This window comes from Pedobacter lusitanus, assembly GCF_040026395.1.
In the GTDB taxonomy this organism is placed as follows: Bacteria; Bacteroidota; Bacteroidia; order Sphingobacteriales; family Sphingobacteriaceae; genus Pedobacter; species Pedobacter lusitanus.
Genome location: NZ_CP157278.1, coordinates 3,507,958 through 3,525,186 on the forward strand (window position 1 = coordinate 3,507,958; position 17,229 = coordinate 3,525,186).

General features: G+C 39.5%; 17 protein-coding genes. 10 read left to right on the forward strand and 7 right to left on the reverse strand.

All coding sequences use genetic code 11. The annotated features are described in order from the left end of the window. Positions 1–144 precede the first annotated feature (144 nt). From PL_RS15000 to PL_RS15010, 3 genes are read right to left on the reverse strand one after another with little or no spacing between them, the layout of a single operon-like run. On the reverse strand, positions 145–627 hold the full coding sequence (locus PL_RS15000) for a gliding motility lipoprotein GldH (RefSeq protein WP_041886656.1): 483 nt from the start codon (positions 625–627) through the stop codon (positions 145–147). Further along, complete coding sequence (locus PL_RS15005) at positions 614–2,101, reverse strand: PSP1 domain-containing protein (RefSeq protein WP_082036048.1); 1,488 nt, start codon at positions 2,099–2,101, stop codon at positions 614–616. The genes PL_RS15000 and PL_RS15005 overlap by 14 nt, the downstream gene beginning before the upstream one ends. Positions 2,102–2,103: 2 nt before the next feature. Then, positions 2,104–3,252: an ATP-binding protein gene (locus PL_RS15010; protein ID WP_041886651.1), complete on the reverse strand. Its 1,149-nt coding sequence runs from the start codon at positions 3,250–3,252 to the stop codon at positions 2,104–2,106. A gap of 39 nt (positions 3,253–3,291) precedes the next feature. Between PL_RS15010 and ruvX the strand changes: the two genes are divergently transcribed. The 9 genes from ruvX to PL_RS15055 all read left to right on the forward strand — a co-directional run bounded on the left by ruvX (position 3,292) and on the right by PL_RS15055 (position 11,222). After that, positions 3,292–3,708: a Holliday junction resolvase RuvX gene (gene ruvX, locus PL_RS15015; RefSeq protein WP_041886649.1), complete on the forward strand. Its 417-nt coding sequence runs from the start codon at positions 3,292–3,294 to the stop codon at positions 3,706–3,708. Between the two features lie 8 nt (positions 3,709–3,716). Next, on the forward strand, positions 3,717–4,352 hold the full coding sequence (locus PL_RS15020; RefSeq protein ID WP_041886647.1) for an O-methyltransferase: 636 nt from the start codon (positions 3,717–3,719) through the stop codon (positions 4,350–4,352). Positions 4,353–4,355: 3 nt separating this feature from the next. After that, positions 4,356–5,072, forward strand: coding sequence for a glucosaminidase domain and LysM peptidoglycan-binding domain-containing protein (locus PL_RS15025; protein ID WP_082036047.1), 717 nt, complete (start codon positions 4,356–4,358; stop codon positions 5,070–5,072). Continuing rightward, on the forward strand, positions 5,069–5,905 hold the full coding sequence (locus PL_RS15030; protein WP_041886644.1) for a glucosaminidase domain-containing protein: 837 nt from the start codon (positions 5,069–5,071) through the stop codon (positions 5,903–5,905). Before PL_RS15025 ends, PL_RS15030 begins: the two co-directional genes overlap by 4 nt. A 49-nt stretch (positions 5,906–5,954) precedes the next feature. After that, complete coding sequence (locus PL_RS15035) at positions 5,955–6,704, forward strand: hypothetical protein (protein ID WP_041886643.1); 750 nt, start codon at positions 5,955–5,957, stop codon at positions 6,702–6,704. After that, on the forward strand, positions 6,701–7,027 hold the full coding sequence (locus tag PL_RS15040) for a hypothetical protein (RefSeq protein WP_041886641.1): 327 nt from the start codon (positions 6,701–6,703) through the stop codon (positions 7,025–7,027). The genes PL_RS15035 and PL_RS15040 overlap by 4 nt, the downstream gene beginning before the upstream one ends. Before the next feature lie 32 nt (positions 7,028–7,059). After that, complete coding sequence (locus tag PL_RS15045) at positions 7,060–8,085, forward strand: DUF3078 domain-containing protein (protein WP_041886638.1); 1,026 nt, start codon at positions 7,060–7,062, stop codon at positions 8,083–8,085. A gap of 104 nt (positions 8,086–8,189) precedes the next feature. Beyond that, entirely contained in the window at positions 8,190–9,530 is a 1,341-nt protein-coding gene (ffh, locus tag PL_RS15050; protein ID WP_041886636.1) for a signal recognition particle protein, read from the forward strand. Positions 9,531–9,683: 153 nt separating this feature from the next. Next, positions 9,684–11,222 carry a YifB family Mg chelatase-like AAA ATPase gene (locus tag PL_RS15055; RefSeq protein WP_041886635.1) on the forward strand — a complete coding sequence of 513 codons (1,539 nt, stop codon included), beginning with the start codon at positions 9,684–9,686 and terminating at the stop codon, positions 11,220–11,222. A gap of 69 nt (positions 11,223–11,291) precedes the next feature. Here PL_RS15055 and PL_RS15060 read toward each other — a convergent pair whose 3' ends face one another. After that, complete coding sequence (locus PL_RS15060) at positions 11,292–12,131, reverse strand: M57 family metalloprotease (RefSeq protein WP_041886633.1); 840 nt, start codon at positions 12,129–12,131, stop codon at positions 11,292–11,294. A gap of 209 nt (positions 12,132–12,340) precedes the next feature. Beyond that, positions 12,341–13,177 (reverse strand): M57 family metalloprotease, encoded by an 837-nt coding sequence (locus PL_RS15065; protein ID WP_041886630.1) that lies wholly within the window; start codon positions 13,175–13,177, stop codon positions 12,341–12,343. A 98-nt stretch (positions 13,178–13,275) separates the two neighbouring features. On the opposite strand from PL_RS15065, the gene PL_RS15070 reads away from it, so the two are divergent. Continuing rightward, on the forward strand, positions 13,276–16,113 hold the full coding sequence (locus tag PL_RS15070; RefSeq protein ID WP_041886628.1) for a S8 family peptidase: 2,838 nt from the start codon (positions 13,276–13,278) through the stop codon (positions 16,111–16,113). 44 nt (positions 16,114–16,157) lie between these two features. Here the strand turns inward: PL_RS15070 and PL_RS15075 are convergent, their stop codons facing one another. Together PL_RS15075 and PL_RS15080 are read right to left on the reverse strand one after the other, a co-directional pair. Then, positions 16,158–16,424: a hypothetical protein gene (locus PL_RS15075; protein WP_041886625.1), complete on the reverse strand. Its 267-nt coding sequence runs from the start codon at positions 16,422–16,424 to the stop codon at positions 16,158–16,160. A 77-nt stretch (positions 16,425–16,501) separates the two neighbouring features. Continuing rightward, positions 16,502–17,092: a TlpA family protein disulfide reductase gene (locus tag PL_RS15080; protein WP_235324693.1), complete on the reverse strand. Its 591-nt coding sequence runs from the start codon at positions 17,090–17,092 to the stop codon at positions 16,502–16,504. Between the last annotated feature and the right edge of the window lie 137 nt (positions 17,093–17,229).

A 17,229-nucleotide genomic window follows, 5' to 3' on the forward strand; every position in this document is an offset into this window, starting at 1 on the left:
CCGTTTCAACATTAGCCAGTGTATAGCGGCTAACTTAAGTTAACGGCCAGTAAGACCTTAGACAAACTCAGGTTTTCTTTAACACAAAAAGCCGCATCATATTCTTCATATGATACGGCTTTCCTTATAAATATTAACGGTGTTTTATTTTTCCGGGATTCGCGAAACCATAATCCCTGCATCACTGATCTCCTTTAAAGGATTATCACGCATATTTTGTTCAATTTCAATGTTATATTTCCCTGCCTGTGGGAAATGATAGTCAGTTAACAGCGGAAGTACATAAGTATATAAGTTTCCCGATCCTTTACCTAACCATTGTCCATCCTGTTCAGCCAGTTTATATTCATAGCGTCTGGTAATCTTAGGGATTCCCGGACCGCTTAAATGCATTAAAATATAAATATTCGAATATCTGTAATCAGCTGTATGTCTGAGCTTAAATCTAAGTGAAACCGGTTTGGCAGGATCTTTAATTTCTGCAACGCCTTTTATTTTATTCACATAGCTCCAGTTACGCTGAGGCATTTCTTCATTGGTATCAATCAGGTTATTTGTATTACATCCCAATAGTCCTGTCGCCAGTACACTGAACAGGAACCATACAAAAAGCTTAATTTTCTTCATTCTTTGGCTTATCCGATGGTTTGTTACGTCTGCGGTTATTCCTTGATCTGTTATTTCTGTTTGCAGAAGGAGCTTTCGTTACCTCTCCATCTTCTGTTTTAACAGCTTCCGGTGCTTTTTTAGGCTCCTGATTTCTTCTGTTTTCAACAGGTTTCTGATTATTCTGAGCTGCCTTTTGTGCCGGCTGACCTGGTTTCACACCCTGATTACTTTGCTTTGGTGCAGGCTGGCCAGGTTTTACAGCAGGTTGATTTGGCTTCACCGAAGGCTGACCTGCTTTTACAGATGGCTGCCCCGGCTTTCCACCTCTTTCCGGTCTGTTTTGAGCATTATTCTTATTCCTATTGTTATTTCTTGAATTTTTATTCTTCGGTTTATCATCCAGACGGGTTAAACTGTCCTGACCAACAACATTTTCATAATCAGGTGTTTTCTCCACAAAAACTGTGGTTGTCAGTTCTACCGCTTCATCTTTTAAATTAATCGGTTTCTGCCCCCTTTTATTCATCGCCATGATTTCTTTCACACGGTCTACTTTTAATGGAATCCAGTCTTCCTGATTCGGATAACTAAACCACATTAATTTCTTGAAAATATCCGTTTTCTGATGACGGGCGGTACCTATTTCAGTCTGCAGGTTTTCTACACGATCAGGGATATCCTTTAACGCATCCAGATAGGTATCCAGCTCATAATTCAGACAGCATTTTAATTTACCGCACTGTCCTGCAAGTTTAAGCGTATTCAAAGAAAGATTCTGATATCTTGCAGCAGCAGTAGATACTGTTTTAAAGTTTGTCAACCAGGTAGAGCAGCATAATTCACGTCCGCAGGAACCTATTCCTCCAAGTCTTCCGGCTTCCTGACGCATTCCGATTTGCCTCATTTCTATCCTTATACGGAAAGTTTCGGCCATTTTCTTGATCAGCTCCCTGAAATCCACACGGCCTTCGGCTGTATAAAAGAAAGTCGCCTTAGTTTTATCACCCTGATAATCCACATCACTGATTTTCATCGAGAGACGCAGATCAAGCGCCAGCGTACGGGCTTTATGCATCGTTTCCCACTCGAGATCTTTTGCCAGTTTCCACTTATCTACATCAGCTTCTGTAGCTTTTCTGTAAACTTTGCGGACAACCTGATCTATTGGTGTTTTACGACGCTTCATCTGCATTCTGACCAACTCTCCTGTTAAAGAAACGTGGCCAATATCATATCCTCCGGTAGATCCTTCTACCGCAATCAGTTCTCCGATCTCCAGATAAATATTATCACTATTCAGATAAAATTCTTTTCTGGCACCTTTGAATTTAACTTCTATGACCTCGAAAGGCTTATAATTAGAAGGCATGTCCAGATTAGACAGCCAATCGTAAACTTCCATTTTCTGACAACCTCCGGTAAGGCACGAGCCATTACTTTTGCAGCCTGAGGGGGCGCAACCGCCACCTGTAGAACAACTTCCACATCCCATAACTAATTGTATATATGTTGAGTCCCTTTCGGGAGCGTTTTAAACTTGATTATTTTTACCAGTTGTAAAGATACATCTAAAAATAGTATTTTCGGATTAGCGTTACGTTCTATATGATAATGTGCCTGTTCCAGTTCTGTAATAATTGCAGAAGCCATATTCAGGTCAAGCACGTGTTTACTTAATTTTTGTGCTGTTTCAAGCGTTCTGGCCGGTAATTTCACTAAGCTATCTGCCCCGCTCATCAATAAACTGCACTCTCTCAGAAAGCTGATTCCGTATTTTAAAAAATTCTTTTGATTTTCTCTTCCCCAGCTGGCCGCCTGATCTACAAAGGTCACCAGATCAGGAACTCTGTTTCCATATCCCATTCTCAGCCACTCCGCAAAGACCTCTGCATTATCATTGTGAGCTTGTGCAGCCTGCAATTTGGCTTCTATTAAATTCCCATCTGCAAGAAAACTATAAGTGGAAGCCTGTTCTTCTGAAAGATTATAGCTGTTTACCAGATAATTTTCAATTACCGGTGATGGAAGCTTTGGAATTTTAACAATTTGTGTCCTGGATAACAGTGTAGAAAGTATATGCTCCTGATTATTCGCCACCAATAAAAACAAGGTATTTGCAGGTGGTTCCTCAATAATTTTAAGCAGTGAATTCCCTTCTTTTTCCAGATATTCAGGTAACCACATAATCAGCACCTTCGTCTCTGCTTCAAAAGCTTTATAGCTTAATTTCTTAATGATATCATGGCATTCTGCAATATTAATATTGGCCTGTTTATTATCAGCACTTAGCTGTTGTCTCCAGATATCAAGATCAACATAAGGATCTGCCAATAGCATTGTTCTCCATTCTTCCAGTACATCTACAGCAATTTTAACATCCTTGGAAGCAAAAAACGGATAAGAGAAATGCAGATCAGGATGAATATATCTTTCATATTTGCGGCAAGATGAACAAACGCCGCAACTATCCGTATCTGATTTATCTAAACAATTGATATACTGAGCATATGCTATAGCCAGGGGCAAAGAACCCGTCCCTTCGGCAGAGAGAAATAACTGGGCATGACTTACCCTGTTTTCAGCAACTGTCTGTATCAGCTGACGCTTTATTTCCTCTTGTCCTACGATCTCTTTAAACTGCATTTGGTGCAAAATAGTAAATTTATAACAATCTTTGCAGCTATGTCCCGTATTATCGCATTTGATTATGGTACCAAACGTATCGGCATTGCCGTTACAGATCCACTGCAAATTATTGCTACAGGGCTGGATACCATACACCCAAAAGATATTGTAGAATATTTAAAAAAATATCTGCTTACCGAACAGGTAGAAGCCTTTGTTATTGGTCTGCCAAAACAAATGGATGGCACACCATCCGAATCGGCACAGCATGTTAAAGGCTTTTCCACCACACTGAAAAAAAATTTTCCGGATATTCCCCAGCACTGGATTGATGAGCGTTTTACTTCTAAACTTGCCCATCAGACTATCATGCAGAGCGGCCTGAAAAAACAGGACCGCCGGAATAAAGACCGCGTAGATACAATCGCTGCAACAATTATTTTACAATATTTCATGGAAGAACACCGTTTATAGAACATTACATGAGCCTGATTAAAGACGACTTACAACTTTTACTGCTAAATTTCTGCGAACCGGAATCCGAATTATTACAACGGATTGACCGCGAAACCAATCTCAAGGTTTTAATGCCCAGAATGCTTTCCGGACATTACCAGGGTCGTGTTCTGAGCATGCTAAGTAAGCTGATTACCCCCAAACGTATTCTTGAAATTGGTACTTTTACCGGCTACGCTACTTTATGTCTGGCAGAAGGACTGACAAACGATGGTCTTATTTATACACTGGACAAGAATCTGGAACTGGAAGACCGCGTACGTGGTTACTTCGCAGACTCCCCTTATAATTCACAGATAAAATATATTATGGGTGATGCCACCCAAACCATCAATGGCCTGGATGAAACTTTTGACCTGGTTTTTATTGATGCTGATAAGAAAAACAATGGCACCTATTACGACCTCATTTTTGACAGCGTGAGACCTGGTGGGCTGATCATTGTTGATAACGTGTTGTGGAGTGGAAAAGTACTGACACACCAGCAAGACAGAGATACCGTTAATATTAGTACTTTTAATGATAAAGTTGCTGGAGATGACAGGGTTGAGAAATTAATCTTACCCGTCAGGGATGGCTTGTTTATCATCAGAAAAAAATAAAACATGATAACAAAAAAACTAATGCTGATTTGGCTGGCCCTGATTTTACTGGGTTCAACTGCCCAAAGCCAGACCGTCACCGAATATGTGGAAGAGCATACAGATCACGCACAGGAACTCATGAGAACATACGAAGTACCAGCAAGTGTAATTTTAGCAGTCGCTATTCATGAGTCTGCAGCAGGAAAAAGTAAAGTTGCCCGTCATTTAAATAATCATTTTGGCATCAAAGGGGCTAACTGCAATTCGGAAATCAATTCTTCGTATCGTGATTTTGAAACGGCAGATCAATCGTATGATAACTTTGTAGAAGTTTTACAAAACAAATCTTCCTTCAGTAAATTATTTGAGGAATGTGACCAGTATGATTATCCTGCATGGGCTAAAGGGATACAGAGAGGCGGCTACGCAAGCAGCAGAACCTGGGCTAAACAAGTGATAGCAATCATTGATAAATACGAATTATACCAGTATGACAACAGACCTGATGATTATGTTGAGCCTGTAAAAGCTGCTGCTCCTGTCAGTGTAAGAAAAAAACACAGTCACAGCTACAGAACTAAACGCCATCATTCTTCAGCTAAATTATATACGGTAAAAAAAGGGGACAACCTGAATAAAATTGCTGAATCACACGGGACCTCTTCGACTTCGCTTATGCGTAAAAACGGGCTGAAAAAATCAGCACTTAAGCCGGGGCAAAAAATCAGAATTAAATGAAACAGACACTCTTACTCTTCGCTATAGCGATCGTTTTTTTATCCTCGTGTAAAACGAGAAAGTATCACCGGAATAATGCGCAGATAGAAAAAGCTGCAAACAAAGCCAATCCGAATTTTACTGACTATAATACGTTAAGCTATATTGATGCTTTTAAGGGTGTCGCTATTGAAGAGATGAATACCTATGGAATTCCTGCCAGTATTACCCTGGCACAGGGAATCATAGAATCGGGCAGTGGAAACAGCAGCCTGGCCAAATATGCGAATAACCATTTTGGCATTAAATGTACTGCAGAATGGAAAGGGAAGGCCTATTACAAAGATGATGACAAGAGTAATGATTGTTTCAGAGTGTATAAAGATGCCAGGGAATCTTATAAGGATCACTCCGAATTTTTAAAGAGAAAACGTTACAGTTCTTTATTCGAGCTGGATAAAAACGATTATCAAAACTGGGCAAAAGGCTTAAAACAGGCCGGTTATGCCACAAACCCAAAATACCCTGATATGCTGATCAATACGATTGAGAAATACAATTTACACCAGTATGATCAGTCAGAATCTGAAAAAGATAAGATTAAACGTGAAGATCGTGTTTTCACAGAGATCAATGCCAATATACCGAAGGATACCAAAAAGTTCACGCCTGTGGAAGTACCCGTTTCCAAACAGATTATCAATACCACCGATCCTAATTATACCGTTCAGAAAGGGGATACGCTATATAATATTTCCAAAAGATATAATATGACCGTAGATGAATTAAAGTCACTGAACGGCCTGACAGACGAAGGCGTAAAAATCGGACAGAAGCTGATTGTAGTTAAATAATGTTAATATAAGCCATTTAGCTTCTGCTTATTTGTATTTTTGCTGCTCAATGAAACCTACTCTTTTATTCCTTTTCTGCTGTTTTTTTTGTGGTACTGTATTAGCCCAGAAAAAAGCTGTGCAGGGTTTTGTCATAGACAAAGTGTCCAAACAGCGTTTGGCTACAGTATATATTTACAATTCTCATAATGATGATGGTATTTATAACAACAGTAAGGGAGAATTTACAACTCAGGCGGCTGTAGGTGATACGTTATTTGCAGTCAGACAAGGATATGGGCTGGATACCGTGGTCTATAAAGGAAGCACAATCTTTTTCCAGTTAAAGCCTCTTGCTATTCAGCTGAAAGAGGTTTCTATTATCGGGAGCTCCCTTTCTCCAAAACAACGCTATGATCAGCGGACAAGAGAATTTAAATATGCCACTGATCTGGGCAGCTCAAGGGATCTGCTGAATCTGAGTTCAAGAGGTGTAGGACTTGGAATAGATGCGATTTACAACTTACTGAGCAGAAAAGGTAAAAACGCGAGACATCTGCAAGCCATCCTGGAAAGGGATTATAAAGAAGAAATCATTGACTACAGATATAATCCTGCTTTTGTAAGCCGTGTCTTAAGGATCAGGGATTTTGAACTGAAGGATTTCATGCAGCAGTATCGCCCCAGCTATGATTTTGTACTGGCAGCTTCTGATTATGCATTCATTGTTTTTCTTAAAAATAATTATGCTTCTTACAAACGTAATCCGAAAGCATTCAGGCTGCAACCTCTGCCGGCCATTAAAATTGTACAGCCATGAGGTACTGGCCGGTAACATGGAGAAGACTTCCTGCCAATGCCATGGCCGTTTTTCCATTTATGTTCTTTAAAGATCCCGGTCAGAAAAATGATACACTACTGATCAATCACGAAAAAATTCATTTTTATCAGCAGCTGGAACTGCTGATTATCCCATTTTATATCCTCTATGTGCTGAATTACCTGGTTAACCTGATCCGGTTCAGAAACCATAGTAAAGCTTATTTCAATATTAGTTTTGAAAAAGAGGCTTATGCCAATGATCAGAACATGAAATATCTGAAAAACAGGAAACTGTATTCATGGTTTAAATATTTATACTAAATTCTAAGAACATTTTTCTTTTCTTTGTATCAATGAGAGGTATATATGCATGTTTACTATTTGTATTTGCAGTTTCAGCACAAGTAAGTGCACAAGAAATAGATACAATTCCTATTCCGGTTAAAGATTACGATCTTAAACTCAAGAAGAGTCCGATGCCTTCGGTAAAAGGCGTTATCGTCTTTAAACCACTGGAAATCAAACCACTGATCGTTAGCTCAAAGGTTAATTACTGGAAAACCAAAACAGCGATAGGAATCAACGTCAATCAATCGTCATTCAGTAATAACTGGAGTGGTGGTGGGGTAAATTCACTGGCTGTTGAAGGATTAATCAATTATAAAGCGGAGTACAAAAAAGAAAACTACAGTTATCTGACTGAAGTTGATCTCCGTTATGGAAAAATAAGAAATAAAGGACAGTTGCAAAAGAAAACGAATGACCGGATATTCTGGAATAATACCGGCGCATTCAAAATCTCTAAAAACTGGAATTTATTTACCCAGGTTACTTTTGAATCACAATTTGACAATGGATATTCATATTCAACAACCAACGGAGTTGAATCGGGCATACTAATTTCTAAATTCATGTCTCCCGGCTATTTAACAGAATCATTCGGTTTTGAATATAAACCAAACAAGTATTTCTCTACACAATTTGGTACAGGTGCCGCCAAACAAACTTTTGTACTGGATAACAAGGCGCTGGCTGAGGCAGATGCCAGGGCAAATCCGGATCCTGTAAACAGAAAAAAAGACTTTTTCGGAGTTCCAATTGAAAATACTTTCAAAAATGACCTGGCTTTTCAGATCACGGTTAACTTTGACAAAGACATTTTCCATAATGTAAATCTCAAAAGCAGGTATTATGTCTTTGTACCCTATGATTATTTTGAGAACATGAAACACAGACTGGATGTAACCGTCACGACTAAAGTCAACAGGTTTATGAATGTTACACTGAATGGGGTTGGAATATATGATAAGACCATAAGCTCGAAAATTCAGGGAAGCCAGTCACTGGCTATGGGAGTGATGTTTATATTCCCGCGCTAAATACCTTTGCATCATATTTTAATGTTGATTGTTATTAAAAATGTTTGCAACTTTGTACTCTTCTACCATTATACATTAACTAATTGACTATCAATTAACAAAACATGTTTGAAAATTTACAGGATAAACTAGACCGGGCATTTAAAGTTCTAAAGGGTCAGGGAAGCATTTCAGAGATCAACGTGGCTGAGACCATGAAAGAAATTCGTAAAGCTTTACTGGATGCCGATGTAAATTTTAAAACTGCTAAAAGCTTTACTGACGAAGTTAAAGAAAAGGCACTCGGCCTGAATGTACTTACTGCTGTTTCTCCGGGACAATTACTGACTAAAGTAATGAACGATGAGCTGAAACAGCTGATGGGTGGTGAGGTTACAGAATTAGACTTAAAAACAAACCCTACGATCATATTAATTGCTGGTCTGAACGGTGCTGGTAAAACTACCTTCTCCGGAAAACTGGCAAATTACCTGAAAAGCAAAGGAAAAAAACCTTTATTGGTAGCTGGCGACGTATATCGTCCTGCAGCAATCGACCAGCTTCAGATACTGGGTGAACAAATCGGCGTTCCTGTCTACGCGAACAAAGATTCAAAAGACCCGGTAGCTATTGCACTGGAAGGTATTGAACAGGGAAAAAAAGAACATAACAATGTGATCATCATTGATACTGCGGGTCGTTTAGCGATAGACGAGCAGATGATGAATGAGATCTCTGAAGTGAAATTGCATACTAAACCGCATGAAATCCTGTTCGTAGTTGATGCCATGACCGGACAGGATGCGGTTAATACAGCTAAAGCATTTAACGACAGATTAGATTTTACAGGTGTTGTGCTGACAAAACTTGATGGTGATACCCGTGGTGGTGCGGCGCTGTCTATCAAGTCTGTAGTTAACAAACCGATCAAATTTGTTGGTACCGGTGAAAAAATGGAAGCACTTGATGTTTTCTACCCGGACAGAATGGCATCCCGTATTCTGGGAATGGGTGACGTTGTTTCCCTTGTTGAACGTGCTCAGGAGCAGTTTGACGAAAAAGAAGCAGCAGAACTTCAAAAGAAAATCCGCAAGAATAAATTTGACTTCAACGATTTCTATAACCAGATTCAGCAAATCAAGAAAATGGGTAATATGAAAGACTTGATGGGTATGATTCCCGGGGTAAGTAAAATGATGAAAAACGTTGAGATTGAAGACGATGCTTTCAAAAATGTGGAGGCGATTATTCAGTCAATGACGAAATATGAACGGGAGAACCCAGACAGCATTCAGCAAAGCAGACGTATGCGTATTGCCAAAGGTTCAGGAAATAAAATAGAGGAAGTAACTAAACTGATCAAACAGTTTGAGGATATGCGTAAGGTGATGAAACAATTTTCTAATCCTGCAGCCGCAGCAAAAATGATGCGCGGTATGCCTAAAATGCCACAGGGAAGAATGTAAATTCTTCGCTGATCTTTAAAAAACCGGGCTCTCAATCCGGTTTTTTTTATGCCTTATTTTCCGGATCTGAATTTTATTCCCCGGGACGCTCATTCTTTTCAACCAGCAATAGTTAACAATTAGTTAAATTTATCAGCTAATATGTAAACATTTATGCTCATTAAAACCTTCGGAAGCGCTGTCTTTGGTGTAAATGCCTTAACCATTACTATTGAAGTCAGCATTAGCAGCGGAAATAAATACCATATAGTCGGACTACCAGATAATGCTGTTAAGGAAAGTCTCAGAAGAATAGAAAGTGCTATTCAGTCATCGGGCTTAAAGATGCCCAGACAAAAGATCGTAGTTAATTTGTCACCAGCAGATATCAGAAAGGAGGGAACCTCTTATGACCTCCCTATAGCGGTAGGCATTTTAGCCGCCTCAGGACAATTATCTGCTGAGAGGGTGAAAGACTTCGTTATTGCCGGAGAACTTTCTCTGGATGGCGGGATACAGCCTGTTAAAGGAGCTTTACCTATTTCTATACAAACCAGAAAAGCAGGTTTTACAGGTTTCATTTTACCTAAAGATAATTCAAGGGAGGCAGCGGTTGTTGAAGATCTGCTCATCTACGGGATGCATCACCTCACAGACCTGGTCTCATTTTTTAATGAAACAGCAGTTTTTGAGCCCATTATGGTTAATACTAAAGAAGAATTCTCAAAAAACACAAGTTTATATGATCATGATTTTTCTGACGTTAAGGGCCAGGAAAGTATTAAACGTGCACTGGAAATCGCCGCAGCGGGCGGCCATAACGTAATTCTGATTGGTCCGCCCGGAGCAGGAAAAACAATGCTGGCCAAACGCCTGCCCACAATTCTGCCATCACTAAGTTTAGAAGAAGCGCTGGAAACTACCAAAATTCATTCTGTAGCAGGGAAATTAAGTGCAGCTCAATCCCTGATGACCGAAAGACCGTTTCGCAGCCCTCATCATAGCATTTCTGATGTTGCACTGGTTGGCGGAGGCAGTAATCCTCAACCCGGAGAGATATCGCTCGCCCATAACGGGATTCTCTTTCTTGACGAATTGCCTGAATTTAAAAGATCAGTACTGGAGGTTATGAGACAGCCTCTGGAAGACCGGAAAGTAACGATATCAAGATCGCGTTTAAGTGTTGATTATCCGGCCAGTTTTATGCTGATTGCTTCTATGAATCCATGCCCCTGTGGTTTTTACAATCATCCGGAAAAAGAGTGCGGCTGCTCGCCATATATAGTACAGAAATATCTGAGCAAAATCTCCGGCCCGCTGATGGACAGAATTGATCTGCATGTGGAAGTAACGCCCGTTAATTTTAATGAGCTTTCTTCTCCCTATCCTTCAGAACAAAGCATAACGATCAGGAAAAGGGTAATCCAGGCAAGATTGATACAGGAATCCCGCTTCGCTAATCATTCAGGTTTATATTATAATGCACAAATGAGTTCTAATATGGTCAGGAAAACTTGCAAAATTAATGGAGACAGCCTTATCCTGATCAAAAAGGCGATGGAAAAACTTGGCTTATCTGCCCGCGCTTATGACCGGATTTTAAAGGTATCCAGGACAATCGCTGATCTTTCCGGCAGTAAGGATATTGAAATGGAACATCTGGCAGAGGCGATACACTACCGCAGTCTGGATCGTAATAACTGGGCGGGCTGATCAATATAAAAGCCCGGCAAATCAATGCCGGGCTTAAAACCATGACTTATAATATCTATGGTTTAATGATTATTTATACAAATAGTTTAAAGCAATTTTATCATTGGCATTAAAAGTTCTGTCAGAACCATTTGAACAAGACAACATGAAAGAAGCTGCATCTGGTCCTGATGGAGTACCAGGGATACGGATTGCACCTACATCACTTTGTCCTTCGTTCACTGCACTTCCACCACAGCTATAAGCTCTGTTACTATAATCAGTATGACGGAATCCGATACAGTGTCCAACCTCATGCTGTAAAACAGAAGTCAGGTATCCCAGGTTAGGATTTGAACCATAAGCGGCAGCATTTGTATTCATCTGGATCTCATTATATGGATCACCACCTGAAGGGAAGCCTGATGAACCTAAAGTAATATATCCACCAGATGGGCCTTCATTAAAACCAACAACGTCGATATCACCAACATCGCCTGCCGCTGCTCTCTGAAAAGTAAAGCGCAGGCCTAAATTATTATATCTGGTAATCATCGCATTAACGGCATTGCTATAAACCGTAGGCAGGTTAGTTACTGAAATTGTAATAACTCTTGGTAAACCACTAACCAGATTTGTTGTCCGGTATTGTTCGGTTTCAGCAATACTTAAATGACTTGTTGTTGCTGCATCATTGAGGTTTTTCTCAGATAAAAGAATATCTCCTTCTACAAGGTATCCTCCTTTTACTTTCCGGGCATTTTCAGTACTGAAACCCAGTTTACTGATCTGAGATTTGGTGCTTGCAGAAATCTGGTCCTGACCTGCAGTTGAAGTTGAAGAAGTTTGTCCTTCTTTTTTTTGGCATCCGAAAATGCACAGCGCCATTGTGCCCACAAGAGCAAATGACAATAAATTCAGTTTTTTCATTAAGTTAATTTTAGGTAGATGATTAATAAGTCATAGGTAACCTAAAATTATATATAATTTTATATTAAAACGATTTTTTTACAATATAAATTACTGATTAACAAGTGATACAAAGAACAGAACGAAAACCCTATATAAAGACTAAGCCCGGCGATAGCTATCGCCGGGCTTAAAGCCTTTAATTCACAAAAAATCTATGGTTAGATATTTTATTTATATAAATAATTGATTGCTTTAACGTCATTAGCGTTAAAAGTTCTGTCACCACCGTTAGAACAAGCTAACATGAATGAAGCTGCATCCGGAGCAGAAGGAGTTCCTGGAATAAGGATTGCACCTACACCAGCCTGACCTTCGTTCACTGCACTTCCACCACAGCTATAAGCTCTGTTAGAATAGTCAGTATGACGGAAACCAATACAATGTCCAACTTCATGTTGTAAAACTGAAGTAAGATATAAAAGGTTAGGATTAGCTCCGTAAGCAGCCGGGTTAGTGTTCATTTTAATCTGGCTGTAAGGGTTACCACCAGAAGTTGGGAAACCAGAAGAACCTAAAGTGATATAACCACCAGAAGGACCTTCGTTAAAACCAATTACATTAATCTGACCAGTAGTACCTGCAGCTGCACGCTGAAAAGTAAAACGTAAGCCTAAATTGTTGTATCTGGTAATCATTGCATTAACAGCATCACTATATACTGTAGGCAGGTTAGTTACAGAAATAGTAATTACTCTTGGTAAAGCTTTAACAAGATTTGTGGTTCTGTATTGCTCGGTTTCAGCAACACTTAAATGTGTAGTTTCAGCTTTTTCAGTAAGATTTGCTTCGCTTAGAAGGATATCACCCTCAACAAGGTAACCACCATCTACTTTTCTGGCGTTTTCAGTACTGAAACCTAATTTAGAAATCTGGCTTTTAGTAGTTGCTGAAATCTCATCCTGATTTGTTGAAGCTGTAGTAGCAGCGTCTTTTTTCTGGCATCCGAAAACACACAGTGCAAGCATGCCGGCAACGGCAAGCGAGAATAAGTTAAATTTTTTCATTAAGTTAGTTTTTTAGGTAGAATGTTTTGTGAACTAATAGGTTAATCTAAAATTATATATAATTTTAACCATAAACAAATTTTTAATTTCAAATTATTGTGAATTTCAAAATTAAATATGCTTTAGCTATAATTCTTCTTTGCAACATAGCTGCAAAGGCACAGAATTTATCGGTTGCCGAAAAAAAAGATATTTTCCACAAATACAGCACTACTGTATCGGATTCAAAGAAAAAGGGTGGAAATCTTTTACTTGTTGAACTTTCACGCCCCTTGACGGCCGCAGAAATTCAGGAACTAAAACCGTTACGCAGTTTTTCTCTGAATCATATTATTATTCCGGAAAAGACAGCTTCGAAAGTCGGTTCTCTGATTGTTTCTCAGTCAAAAGCAAATTCTTTATGGAAAGCCAGTGATAAATTAAGCCGGCTATACGAGCAATATATCGCTCAGAATAAGCAATTTACCATAAGAATTGCGATAAATCCACAAACATTAACTGTACCGCCTTCTCTTCAAGCCTTAAAATCTTATACGCTGGATCAGAAGAATCATCTGATTACAGCTACTATTCAAATGAGTGAGCTGATGCCAATTCTGCAGTTGGACGAAGTTCTGTTTGCTGATATTATACAGGCAGCACAGGATGAAGCGCTGATTAAAGATCTGGATCTATCGGTAAATCAGATTTCAGCAGTCCAGCTGCGCTATCCGGATATCAATGGTAAAGGCATAACGCTGTCTGTTAAGGAGCAGATGTTTGATAAGTCTGATATAGACCTGATTGGAAACATTGTGGCCTCGCCTTCTAATGCTCCGGTAGTAGATGATCACGCTACCAACATGGCCACGCTTGCCCTGGGCAGAGGGAACTCTTATATTCTTGGACGTGGAGCAGCTCCGTTTGCCTCGCTGACAGCATCTGACTATAGAAAGAACAACGATGATCTGATGCCTGACGACATTAAAGAACTCAATCAATATAAAGTAAGTGTACAAAATCATTCTTATGGTTTGGGGGTAGATAACTTTTACGGAATGCAGGCTGCTGCTTATGACAAGCAGGTATTCGAGTCAGATACCATCATTCATGTTTTTTCTGCAGGAAACTCTGGTCTGATCACTCCCACCGATGGTATTTACAAAAACATCCCTTTGATGGCAAACATCACAGGAAATTTTAAAACAGCAAAAAATGTAATTGTGGTTGGCGGAATTGGCCTGGAAAACATTCCTGAAGCCAGAAGCAGCAGAGGTCCTGCTTATGATGGCAGGATCAAACCGGAAATAGTCACGTTAGGTCAGGATGGAACTTCAGGGGCAGCTGCATTAACTTCAGGCACTGTGGCTATTTTTCAGCAGAAATACAAAAGCCTTTTTGGAAAACAACCCTCGCTTGCAGTTGTCAAAAGTGTCTTTGTCAATTCGGCGGATGATATTGGCGCACCACAGGTAGATCATATTACAGGGTTTGGAAAATTAAACGCACTGGAAGCTATTCAGACGATCATAGAAAACAGATTTAAAACCGGAACGGTGAATGACCAGCAGGATTTTACAATCCCTCTGCAGGTTCCTGCCGATCAGCAGGAGCTTAAAGTTACGCTGACCTGGATTGACCCTCCCGCTGCAATTAATAACGTGCAGGGAATTATTAACCACCTGGACTTATCAGTGCAAACACCTTCCGGTACAGTTATTTTACCCTGGATATTAAGCAGCTATCCAAGTGCAGACTCTTTATCTTTACCAGCGAAAAGAGGAATTGATAATATCAATACTGTACAGCAGGTTAGTTTAACCAATGTCCCGGCAGGAAATTATACGGTACATGTAAAAGGCAGAACGGTTACTCAGGGTTCGCAAAATTTCAGCATTGCCTATCAGCTGAAAGGCATCGGGCAATTTAACTGGACTTTCCCTTTAAAAGATGCCGCCATATTCGCCGCTCAGGACAATTATGTAAGGTGGAGCAGTACTTTATCAGGTCAGACAGGGAAACTCTCTGTAAGCTATGATAACGGCACCAACTGGACAGTTTTAAGTGACAATATCAACTTCAGTACTCCTTTCTTTAAATGGAGCGTCCCAAATCTGTTTACAAGGGCACTACTTAAAATGGAAACCGGCGGAAAAGCGTTTATTACAGAGTCTTTTGTCGTATCTCCACCTGAAGATCTTAAAGTCGGATATAATTGTGCGGATAAGATTTTGTTTCACTGGTCTCCGCAGCAATCAGCTACAGGGTATACTCTTTATAACCTGAAGGATAATGTGCTAAAAGAGATCAGACAACTTACAGATACTGTTGTGATCATAGATAAATCAGAAATGGCAACCCCCTATTTTACAGTTGCAGCTAATGGTCCTGATTTCAGCGGTATAAAAAGTGAAACCAAAAATTACACTACACAGGGTGTAGTCTGTTATGTGAGAACTTTTCAGGCCAATATTGTAGATGACGCAGGTAAGCTTGATCTGACTATAGGAACAACATATAACCTGAAACGCATCATCTGGGAAAAGCAGACTTCGCCGGGAGTATTTGCTCCTCTGGCAGAAACGGCTGTTACTTCGGGCTTACTCAATTACAGCCAGACTGACAAAAATCTGGTACGCGGCATTCAGTTTTACCGGGTAACTTTTGAAACTACTGAAGGAATTAAAATATATTCGGATATTTTACCGCTTAATTTTCTTAAAGAAAATGATTTTGTAGCCTACCCGAATCCGGTAGTAGACTTTCTATCGATCCGCAGCGGAGATTTTGAGCCTTATACGCTTTCTCTTTATAACCTGTCGGGACAAAAGATCTTTTTAAAGGAAGCTAACGGATTATATCAGTTTGACTTATCAGCTTTATCTACCGGGCTATATCTTGGAACAATAACCAGAAACGGGAATACGCTCAAAAAGATCAAAATAATTAAAAGATAGGTCCTGCAACTGGCCTATCTTTTAATCATTTTTTATCAGAAAAATTACAACTCTTCTTCCTGATCGTCCTCCTCACCCTCTTCTGCTTCCGGAACGTAATTGGTAATCTCTTTGCCTATGGCATTTACTTCTTCGTCTTCTCCAAACAAAGGTAATGCGGTATCAGGATCAAGTGTCAGCCACTGTGATTCTGTATCTTTTAGTATGTGACGATATTCCCTGCCATCTTTAAAAACGACATAAGTATCATTTCCTTCCGGAAAAATAGCATAATCAATTTCTCCTATGGTAATATCAAATGGTTCCTGCATGATTGTTTTCTTAAAATCCCATCTTAAAATTTACGCAAAACAGTAGCTGATAAGATGGGTATATAAATTGATAATTATTAATTTGATGTTTTGAGCTTATTGATGAACTCAATAAACTTTGAATCCCCATAATTTGCTGCACCTGATTCATTATAGGAAATCCGGCCCTGCCTGTCAAAAACTACTGTAGTTGGTAAAGATCCCTGAAAAAGGACCTCTGGAATTTCGCTGGCAACAGCATATACAGGCAGCTGAAATCCTTTTTTATCCATAAACTTTTGTGCTTTAGGCAACTGACTATCTGCATCTACCAGGATAAAGACTACCTCTTTATCATTCTTAAATTTTTCGTACAATGCATTTACACTTGGCATTTCTGCCAGACACGGAGGACACCAGGTAGCCCAGAAATTAAGAAAAATTACTTTTCCCTTAAGCTCTCCAAGATCAACGAGGTTACCTTTCACATCTTTAAATTTAATCCCCGACAAATCTCCGTTAGCGTTAACCTGCTCTTTTACCATTGCCGTATCAGGTTTGAAAAATCCGATTTTCATTAACCCTTCCAGAACCAGGGCCTTTGCAGGAGGAACGAACAATAATATCAGAAATAATACAATCAGAATCCCGTTAACTATATTCTTTCGGTTAAAAATCTTATTCATCATGATATCCACTTTAGTAAATTAATCCTATTTTGCATTATTAAGACAACCAAAAAGGCAATTAGAAATCCCGGAACAGGCCTTCTCAGGAATGATCATTCTGTTTATTCAATTGCTCTGTTCAACCTTAATCAACACAA

Excerpts from the sequence above, each read along its gene's own strand:
- ruvX (WP_041886649.1), top strand. The coding sequence starts at position 3,292 with ATGTCCCGTATTATCGCATTTGATTATGGTACCAAACGTATCGGCATT.
- PL_RS15010 (WP_041886651.1), bottom strand. The coding sequence starts at position 3,252 with ATGCAGTTTAAAGAGATCGTAGGACAAGAGGAAATAAAGCGTCAGCTG.
- PL_RS15075 (WP_041886625.1), bottom strand. The coding sequence starts at position 16,424 with ATGCAGGAACCATTTGATATTACCATAGGAGAAATTGATTATGCTATT.
- PL_RS15040 (WP_041886641.1), top strand. The coding sequence starts at position 6,701 with ATGAGGTACTGGCCGGTAACATGGAGAAGACTTCCTGCCAATGCCATG.
- PL_RS15080 (WP_235324693.1), bottom strand. The coding sequence starts at position 17,092 with ATGATGAATAAGATTTTTAACCGAAAGAATATAGTTAACGGGATTCTG.
- PL_RS15045 (WP_041886638.1), top strand. The coding sequence starts at position 7,060 with ATGAGAGGTATATATGCATGTTTACTATTTGTATTTGCAGTTTCAGCA.
- PL_RS15030 (WP_041886644.1), top strand. The coding sequence starts at position 5,069 with ATGAAACAGACACTCTTACTCTTCGCTATAGCGATCGTTTTTTTATCC.
- PL_RS15005 (WP_082036048.1), bottom strand. The coding sequence starts at position 2,101 with ATGGGATGTGGAAGTTGTTCTACAGGTGGCGGTTGCGCCCCCTCAGGC.
- PL_RS15065 (WP_041886630.1), bottom strand. The coding sequence starts at position 13,177 with ATGAAAAAATTTAACTTATTCTCGCTTGCCGTTGCCGGCATGCTTGCA.
- PL_RS15025 (WP_082036047.1), top strand. The coding sequence starts at position 4,356 with ATGATAACAAAAAAACTAATGCTGATTTGGCTGGCCCTGATTTTACTG.
- ffh (WP_041886636.1), top strand. The coding sequence starts at position 8,190 with ATGTTTGAAAATTTACAGGATAAACTAGACCGGGCATTTAAAGTTCTA.
- PL_RS15035 (WP_041886643.1), top strand. The coding sequence starts at position 5,955 with ATGAAACCTACTCTTTTATTCCTTTTCTGCTGTTTTTTTTGTGGTACT.
- PL_RS15060 (WP_041886633.1), bottom strand. The coding sequence starts at position 12,131 with ATGAAAAAACTGAATTTATTGTCATTTGCTCTTGTGGGCACAATGGCG.
- PL_RS15020 (WP_041886647.1), top strand. The coding sequence starts at position 3,717 with ATGAGCCTGATTAAAGACGACTTACAACTTTTACTGCTAAATTTCTGC.
- PL_RS15055 (WP_041886635.1), top strand. The coding sequence starts at position 9,684 with ATGCTCATTAAAACCTTCGGAAGCGCTGTCTTTGGTGTAAATGCCTTA.
- PL_RS15000 (WP_041886656.1), bottom strand. The coding sequence starts at position 627 with ATGAAGAAAATTAAGCTTTTTGTATGGTTCCTGTTCAGTGTACTGGCG.